Genomic DNA, 7,601 nt, shown 5'->3' with positions numbered 1-7,601 from the left:
CCGGGCCGGCTGCCCGGCGGGGGAGCGGATGCGGGCCGACGGGCGCGGCGCGCTGGAGGTCGACTGGCGCCCCGGCGGCGCCCCGCCGGCCGGCTACCGGGCCACCCTGCGGGCCGAGGCGCTGAACCGGCCCCGGCTGCTCGCCGACCTCACCGCCGCGATCTCGGGGGAGGGCGTCGGCATCGTCTCGGCCGAGGTCGAGCCGCCGCAGGAGCTGCGGGTTCGGCACACCTACACCGTCGAGCTGCCGGACCCGGCCGCGCTGGCCGCGGTGCTGCGGGCGATGCTGCGGGTCTCCGGGGTGTACGACGTGGAGCGGCCGCACGCCCCGCCCGGCGGCGGTCCCGGCCGGGCCCCGGCCGCCCCGACCGGCGCGGCGGTCCGTCCGGCGGACGACCCGGCGGCGCCGGAGGTAAATGCGGATGACCCGTCCGCGCCCGGCGTGCGAACATCATGGGGAATTCACGGCCGGACCGCGGCGTTCTCGGGGCAGAGGAGTCCCAGTCCGAACCGCGGCCCCGAGGGGTAGCTCGCACCTCGCCCGAGTGGTAGTCGGGGCGGCAGCTGGGCAGACTCCCGGCACGACCGTCCGTACGGTCGCGCACAGGCCACCCGTTCCAGCAGCCGAAGGACAGAATGACCTCCACGTTCGACACCCGCGACCAGACCGACGCCACGCGCCGCATCGACGGTCTGCGGGCGGAAGCCCTCATGGACGAGGACCTCGCGGCCATCGACGAGGACCACGGCCACCACTACGACGGCGACCAGTACGACCGCAGCGAGCGCGCCGCGCTGCGCCGTGTCGCCGGCCTCTCCACCGAGCTCGAGGACGTCACCGAGGTCGAGTACCGCCAGCTCCGCCTGGAGCGCGTGGTGCTCGTCGGGGTCTGGACCGACGGCACCCTGGAGGAGGCGGAGAACTCGATGGCCGAGCTCGCCGCCCTGGCCGAGACGGCCGGCTCCGAGGTGCTGGACGGCGTGATCCAGCGCCGTGACAAGCCCGACGCGGCCACCTACATCGGTTCCGGCAAGGCCAAGGACCTGCGCGACATCGTCGCCGCCAGCGGCGCCGACACCGTGGTCTGCGACGGTGAGCTCACCCCGGGCCAGCTGATCCACCTGGAGGACGTGGTCAAGGTCAAGGTCGTCGACCGGACGGCCCTGATCCTGGACATCTTCGCCCAGCACGCCAAGTCCCGCGAGGGCAAGGCGCAGGTCTCGCTCGCGCAGATGCAGTACATGCTGCCGCGACTGCGCGGCTGGGGCCAGTCGCTCTCCCGGCAGATGGGTGGTGGCGGCTCCGGCTCCTCCGGCGGCGGCATGGCCACCCGCGGTCCCGGTGAGACCAAGATCGAGACCGACCGGCGCCGGATCCGGGAGAAGATGGCGAAGCTCCGCAAGGAGATCGCCGACATGAAGAAGGGCCGCGACACCAAGCGCCAGGAGCGCAAGCGCCACCAGGTGCCGTCCGTGGCCATCGCCGGCTACACCAACGCCGGCAAGTCCTCGCTGCTCAACCGGCTCACCGGGGCGGGCGTGCTGGTGGAGAACTCGCTGTTCGCCACCCTCGACCCGACCGTGCGCCGGGCGCAGACGCCGAGCGGCCGGGTCTACACCCTGGCCGACACCGTCGGCTTCGTCCGGCACCTGCCGCACCACCTGGTCGAGGCGTTCCGCTCCACCATGGAGGAGGTCGCCGACGCCGACCTCATCCTGCACGTGGTGGACGGCTCGCACCCCGAGCCGGAGACGCAGCTGGCCGCCGTCCGCGAGGTGGTCGTCTCGGTCGACGCGCAGAACGTGCCGGAGATCGTGGTGATCAACAAGGCCGACGCGGCCGACCCGCTGGTGCTGCAGCGGCTGCTGCGCCGCGAGCCGCACGCCATCGTGGTGTCGGCCCGCACCGGCGTCGGCATCGAGGAGCTGCTCGCGCTCATCGACGACGAGCTGCCGCGGCCTGCCGTCGAGGTGCACGCGCTGGTCCCGTACACCCAGGGCGCGCTGGTGTCCCGGGTGCACGCCGAGGGCGAGCTGCTCGGCGCCGAGCACACCGGCGAGGGCACCCTGCTGCACGCCAAGGTGCCGGCCGAGCTGGCCGCCGAGCTGGAGGCCTTCGCCGTGGCGCTGACGCCGCAGGGCTGATCCCCACCGCGCGAAGAACGCGAACGGCCCCGGTCCCCTCCCGCGAGGATGGGACCGGGGCCGTCGGCATTCCCGGCCGGATCTTCCCGGCGGCCGCGCCGGGCTACTTCTTCTTGGCGATCCAGTCCAGCGCCTGCTTGGCGACCGTCTCCAGGTAGGGCCCGCTCAGCGAGGTGTGGTCCTGGGTGCCGATCGAGGTGTTGGAGACCAGCGCGAGCTTGCCGTCCGGCATCGGCGCGAACCAGCCGCCGCCGCTGGAGCCCTGGGTCATGTTGCAGCCGATGGTGAGCATCGACGGGCGCTTCGGGTCGAAGGAGAGCCGGGTCGGCTTCCCGCCCTCGCACTTGTACAGCTCCTGGCCGTCGAACGGCTTGTACAGCGGGTAGCCGACGGCGGTGGCGGTGACCTTGTCGCGCGGGGCGTCGAACCAGACCGGGACGGCCCCGCCGACCGTCTCCTCCAGCGACTTGCCGCTGTCGGTCTGGTTGCTCACCCGCATGATCGCGAAGTCGTACTGGTTCGCCGCGTCACCGGTCCCGCCGCCCTCGACCAGCCACTGCGGCGAGGTCACCACGTCCTTCGCCCACCAGGTGCCGAGCGGGGCCAGGTCGGCCAGCGGGGCCTTCTTGCCGCCGCTGGAGGCACCCGAGTTGTTGTAGGCGGGGACGAACACCAGGTCCTTGAAGTAGTTGCCGCCCTTGCCCGGGTGGACGCAGTGGCCGGCCGTCCAGACCAGGTTGCTCTTCCCCGGGTGCGCCGGGTCCTGGACCACGGTGGCCGAGCAGTTGCCCCGGCCGCCCTCGGCGGAGAAGAAGACCTTGCCGGACGGCTGCTTGGTGTACGGACGCGGCACCGGTACGGCCTTGACCACCGCGGGCTCGGGGTCGGTGACCCCGGCGTCGTCGGCGGGCTTGGCGGTGGGCGGCGCCGGGTCGGCCGGCTTGGAGTCGCCCATCTTGTCCGGGTTCCAGAAGTCCTTGACGATCGGGTTGTTGAAGACGTGCTTGGACGCCCAGTTGTCCCAGTCCTCGAACTTCCACCGGGTCAGGTCGTCCCAGCTCTTCGGCAGGCCCTCCAGCAGGCTGGTCGGGATGCCGGTGGGCAGGGTGATGCCGCCGATCACACCACTGCCGCCCCCCGCGGCGGTGGCGGAGGCGGAGGTGCCCGTCGAGGGCGGCGGGGCGGCGGTTCCCCCGCCGCCCGAAGGCCCGTCGGGGCCGCAGGCGGTGACGGCGAACAGGGTCCCCGCGGCGAGGACCGCGGCCGCGGCTGACCGGTGGATCGCTGGCATGAGTGCTGTCCCCCTGGTGGTTCGGTGTGGGCGGCGGGCCGCCGTCCTGGAGTCTGCCACTGGCCACCAGGACGGCACCGGGCGGCCCCCGGTTGCGGTGCCCGGCGGCGGTCACCGATCTGTGACGCGAGCGCCGCCGGCTCGTTGGCACTGGGGGCCCAGCTCCCTGCCGAAAGGTGAACCTTCACCGGTCTTCACCCGGACGAGTGAAGCGCCCTTGTGATCAACCGTCAGGGATAGGTAACCCTTACCTGACGCGACGGTGCGAGCGCCCGCCGGATTTCTCCACCCCACGCGCGTCGGCACTCCACGCGCACCAAGGAGCAGCATTGAGCACCGCCCTCACCGGAGCCCCGCCCGACATCCCGGCCGGCCGACCCGGCCCCGCGGCCCCCGCCGCCGGTCCGCCCGCCACCACTCCCGCCGCCGCCGTTCCCGCCGCCCCGGTCCCGTCCGACCGGCTGCTCCACCCGGACCCGGCCGTCGCCGCCGAACAGGCCGCCGTGGAAGCCCTGTTGCGCTGCTGGGCCCGCGAGACCGGCGCCGCGCCCGGCCCGGACGGACACCTGCGGATCGCCGTCCTCGGCGGCGCCGCCCGGCTCTCCGCCCCCGTCCGGCACTGGTCGCCGGCCGGCTGGCACCGGTTCGGCCCGCCCACCCTCGGGGCCGGCCCGGACCTCCACGAGGCCCCGGTGGACGCCGTCACCGCCGCCGCCCTGCTCGCCGCCGCGGCCGCCGACCGGCCCGACCCCGGGCAGATCGCCGACCTCGCCGCCCGGGTCGCCGACTCGGTGGTCCGCACCGCCGACATCCTGGCCCACCACCGCTCCGGCACCGCCCCGGCACCCGGCGGGCCCGAGCGCTCCGAGTTCCTCGCCACCGAGCAGTCCCTGCTGCTCGGCCACCCGCTGCACCCCACCCCCAAGAGCCGCGACGGCCTCGGCCCCGCCCAGAGCGCCGCCTACTCGCCCGAGCTGCACGGCTCCTTCCAACTGCACTGGTACGCCGTCGACCGCGAGCTGCTCGCGGCCGGCTCCGCCCTCACCGAGGGCGCCGACCGGATCACCGCCCAGCTCCTCGGCGACCCCGCCCTGCTGCCGCCCGGCACCGCCGCCCTGCCGCTGCACCCCTGGCAGGCCCGCGAACTCGCCCACCGCCCGGCCGTCGCCGCCCTGCTCGCCGAGGGCCGGCTGCACGACCTCGGCCCGTCCGGCGCCGCCTGGTACCCGACCTCCTCGGTGCGCACCGTCTACCGGCCCGGCACCCCCTGGATGCTGAAGCTCTCGCTCGGCCTGCGGATCACCAACTCCCGCCGGGAGAACCTCCGCAAGGAGCTCCACCGGGGCCTGGAGATGCACCGGCTGCTGGAGAGCGGCCTCGGCGCCGAGTGGCGGGCCGCCCACCCCGGCTTCGACATCGTCCGCGACCCCGCCTGGATCGGCGTCGACCACCCCGGCCTCGGCGACCCCGGCGGCCTGGACACCGTGCTGCGCGCCCAGCCCTTCGCCCCCGGCGACCGCGCCCACTGCGTGGCCGGGCTGGTCGCCGAGCGGCCGCACCCGGCGGGGGCCGGCGAGGAGGCCGGCCGCGTCCGGTCCCGGCTCGGCGACCTGCTGCGGACGCTCGCGGCCCGCACCGGCCGCCCGCTGCCCACCGTGGCGGCCGAATGGTTCCTGCGCTACCTGGACGCCGTCGTGCTGCCCGTGCTCTGGCTGGACGGACAGGCCGGCATCGCGCTGGAGGCCCACCAGCAGAACAGCCTGGTGCTGCTCGACGCCGACGGCTGGCCGAACGGCGGCCGCTACCGCGACAACCAGGGCTACTACTACCGGCACAGCGCCACCGACCGGCTCACCGCCCGGCTGCCCGGCCTCGGCGCGCGCAGCGACACCTTCCTCGACGACCCGGTGATCGACCACCACTTCGCCTACTACCTGGGCATCAACCACGTCCTCGGCCTGATCGGCGCCCTCGGTTCGCAACGCCTCGCCGACGAGGCCCTGCTGCTGGCCGCCCTCCGGCGCTTCCTGTCCGGGCCCGCCGCCCGGGCCACCGGCTCCGCGCTGCCGGGCCTGCTGCTCGACGCCCCGACGCTGCCCTGCAAGGCCAATCTGCTCACCCGGATCCAGGGCCTGGACGAGCTGGTGGGGCCGGTCGCCACCCAGTCCGTCTACATCGAGCTGCCCAACCCGGTGGCGGGCGCGTGAGCGGGTCGGTGAACGGGCTGGTGAACGGGCCGGTGAACGGGCGCTCCGGCGTCGACGAACCGGCGGGGTGGGGCGCGATGGCCACCGCCGCCGGGGAGTTCCGGCTCCGCCAGGTCCGGCTCCCCGCCGACCTCGGCCTGCTCACCCGCTGGATGAACGACCCCGAGGTGGCCGCGTTCTGGGAACTCGCCGGCCCGTCCGCCGTCACCGAACGGCACCTGCGCCACCAGCTCGACGGCGACGGCCGCAGCCTGCCCTGCCTCGGACTGCTCGACCACACCCCGATGAGCTACTGGGAGGTCTACCGCGCCGACCTCGACCCGCTCGCCGCGCACTACCCGGCCCGGCCGCACGACACCGGACTGCACCTGCTGCTCGGGCCCGCCGCCAGCCGCGGCCGGGGCCTCGGCACCACCCTGCTCACGGCCCTGACCGACCGCCTGCTCCGGGGGCGCCCGCACTGCGAACGGGTGGTCGCCGAGCCGGACGTCCGCAACCGGCGCTCCGTCCGCGCCTTCCGGCGGGCCGGCTTCCGACTCGCCGCCGAACTCGACCTGCCCGACAAGCGGGCCGCCCTGATGGTCCGCGACCGCACCCCGCACCCCGCCTAGGACAGCACCCGCCTCATGGACACCCCAGCCCCCCCGCCCGGGCCGTACGACCTGCTCGGCCTCGGCATCGGCCCGTTCAACCTCTCGCTCGCCGCGCTCGCCGAGCCCGTCCCCGGGCTGCGCACCCTCTTCTGCGACCGGCGCCCGGAGTTCCGCTGGCACCCCGGGATGCTCGTCGAGGGCGCGCGGATGCAGGTGCCGTTCCTCGCCGACCTGGTGTCCCTGGTCGACCCGACCAGCCCCTGGTCCTTCCTCAACCACCTGCGGGAGGAGGACCGGCTGTTCCCGTTCTACTTCACCGAGCGCTTCCAGCTCACCCGCCGCGAGTACGACCACTACTGCCGCTGGGCCGCCGAACGGCTCGCCAACTGCCGCTTCGGCACCGAGGTCACCGCCCTGCACTGGACCGGCGACCGCTACCGCGCCGAACTGCGCGAACCCGCCACCGGCCGCGAGTACACCGTCGAGGCACGCAACGTCGTGCTCGGCGTCGGCACCCTGCCCGTCCGCCCCGAGGCCTTCGCCGCCCTCGACGGCCACCCGGCGGTCTTCCACTCCGCCGACTACCTCGACCGGCGCGAGGACCTGGCCGCCGCCCGGGACATCACCGTGGTCGGCAGCGGGCAGTCCGGCGCCGAGATCTTCCTCGACCTGCTGCGCCGCCACGACGGCGACGGCGTGCGACTGCGCTGGCTCACCCGGACCCGGGCGCTCGCGCCGATGGAGTACTCCAAACTCGGCCTGGAGCACTTCACCCCCGACTACACCCGGTACTTCCACGGCCTGCCCGAGGCCGTCCGCGACCACCTGGTCGAGGCCCAGTGGCAGCTGCACAAGGCCGCCTCCGCCGAGACCCTCGCCGAGATCCACGACCAGCTGTACGAACGCACCGTCGGCCGGCCGGTCGGCGCGGCGCCGGTCGAGATCACCCCCGGCACCGCCGTCACCGAGGCCCGGCCCGGCCCCTGCGGCGGGCTCGAACTCGACTGCCGGCACACCGACTCCGGCGCCGAGCACGTGCTGCGCACCGACGCCGTGGTGCTCGCCACCGGCTACCGGGCGGCCGGCCCGGCCGCCCTGGAACCGCTCGCCCACCTGATCGACCGCGACCCGGCCGGCCGCTACCGGGTCGACCTCGACCACCGGGTGGCCACCCGGCCGGAGGTCACCGGCGGGCTGTACGTGCAGAACGGCGAGCTGCACACCCACGGGGTGGGCACCCCCGACCTCGGACTCGGTGCCCATCGGGCCGCGGTGATCCTCAACGCCGTCACCGGGCGGACCGTCCACCGGCTGCCCCGGCGCACCGCCTGGACCGGCTTCGCCCCGCCCGCCCCGGTCCCGGTG

Annotated in this window: 6 protein-coding genes; 5 read left to right on the top strand and 1 reads right to left on the bottom strand. The window is 74.9% G+C overall.

The features are described from left to right. Both BI06_RS40535 and hflX read left to right on the top strand, forming a co-directional pair. The coding region (locus BI06_RS40535) for an ACT domain-containing protein (RefSeq protein WP_369826378.1) at positions 1-529 on the top strand (529 nt) is incomplete at its 5' end. 107 nt (positions 530-636) lie between these two features. Further along, positions 637-2,145: a GTPase HflX gene (gene hflX / locus BI06_RS40530; protein ID WP_037781584.1), complete on the top strand. Its 1,509-nt coding sequence runs from the start codon at positions 637-639 to the stop codon at positions 2,143-2,145. Between the two features lie 103 nt (positions 2,146-2,248). On the opposite strand, the gene BI06_RS40525 is transcribed toward hflX, so the two are convergent. Continuing rightward, entirely contained in the window at positions 2,249-3,436 is a 1,188-nt protein-coding gene (locus tag BI06_RS40525) for a serine protease (protein WP_030396655.1), read from the bottom strand. A gap of 329 nt (positions 3,437-3,765) precedes the next feature. Here BI06_RS40525 and BI06_RS54370 point away from each other — a divergent pair, with 329 nt between their 5' ends. The 3 genes from BI06_RS54370 to BI06_RS40510 all read left to right on the top strand — a co-directional run. Next, entirely contained in the window at positions 3,766-5,643 is a 1,878-nt protein-coding gene (locus BI06_RS54370) for an IucA/IucC family siderophore biosynthesis protein (protein WP_043476954.1), read from the top strand. Then, positions 5,535-6,254, top strand: a complete 720-nt coding sequence (locus tag BI06_RS54365) for a GNAT family N-acetyltransferase (protein ID WP_233290506.1) — start codon at positions 5,535-5,537, stop codon at positions 6,252-6,254. The genes BI06_RS54370 and BI06_RS54365 overlap by 109 nt, the downstream gene beginning before the upstream one ends. Positions 6,255-6,269: 15 nt before the next feature. Further along, a partial coding sequence (locus BI06_RS40510; RefSeq protein WP_063795137.1) for a lysine N(6)-hydroxylase/L-ornithine N(5)-oxygenase family protein occupies positions 6,270-7,601 on the top strand: 1,332 nt, incomplete at its 3' end.

The sequence above is a fragment of the Kitasatospora sp. MBT66 genome (assembly GCF_000710405.2).
Taxonomy (GTDB): domain Bacteria; phylum Actinomycetota; class Actinomycetes; order Streptomycetales; family Streptomycetaceae; genus Kitasatospora; species Kitasatospora purpeofusca.
Note: the sequence above shows the minus strand (reverse complement) of the source record. Positions and strands in the feature narration are given on the sequence as shown.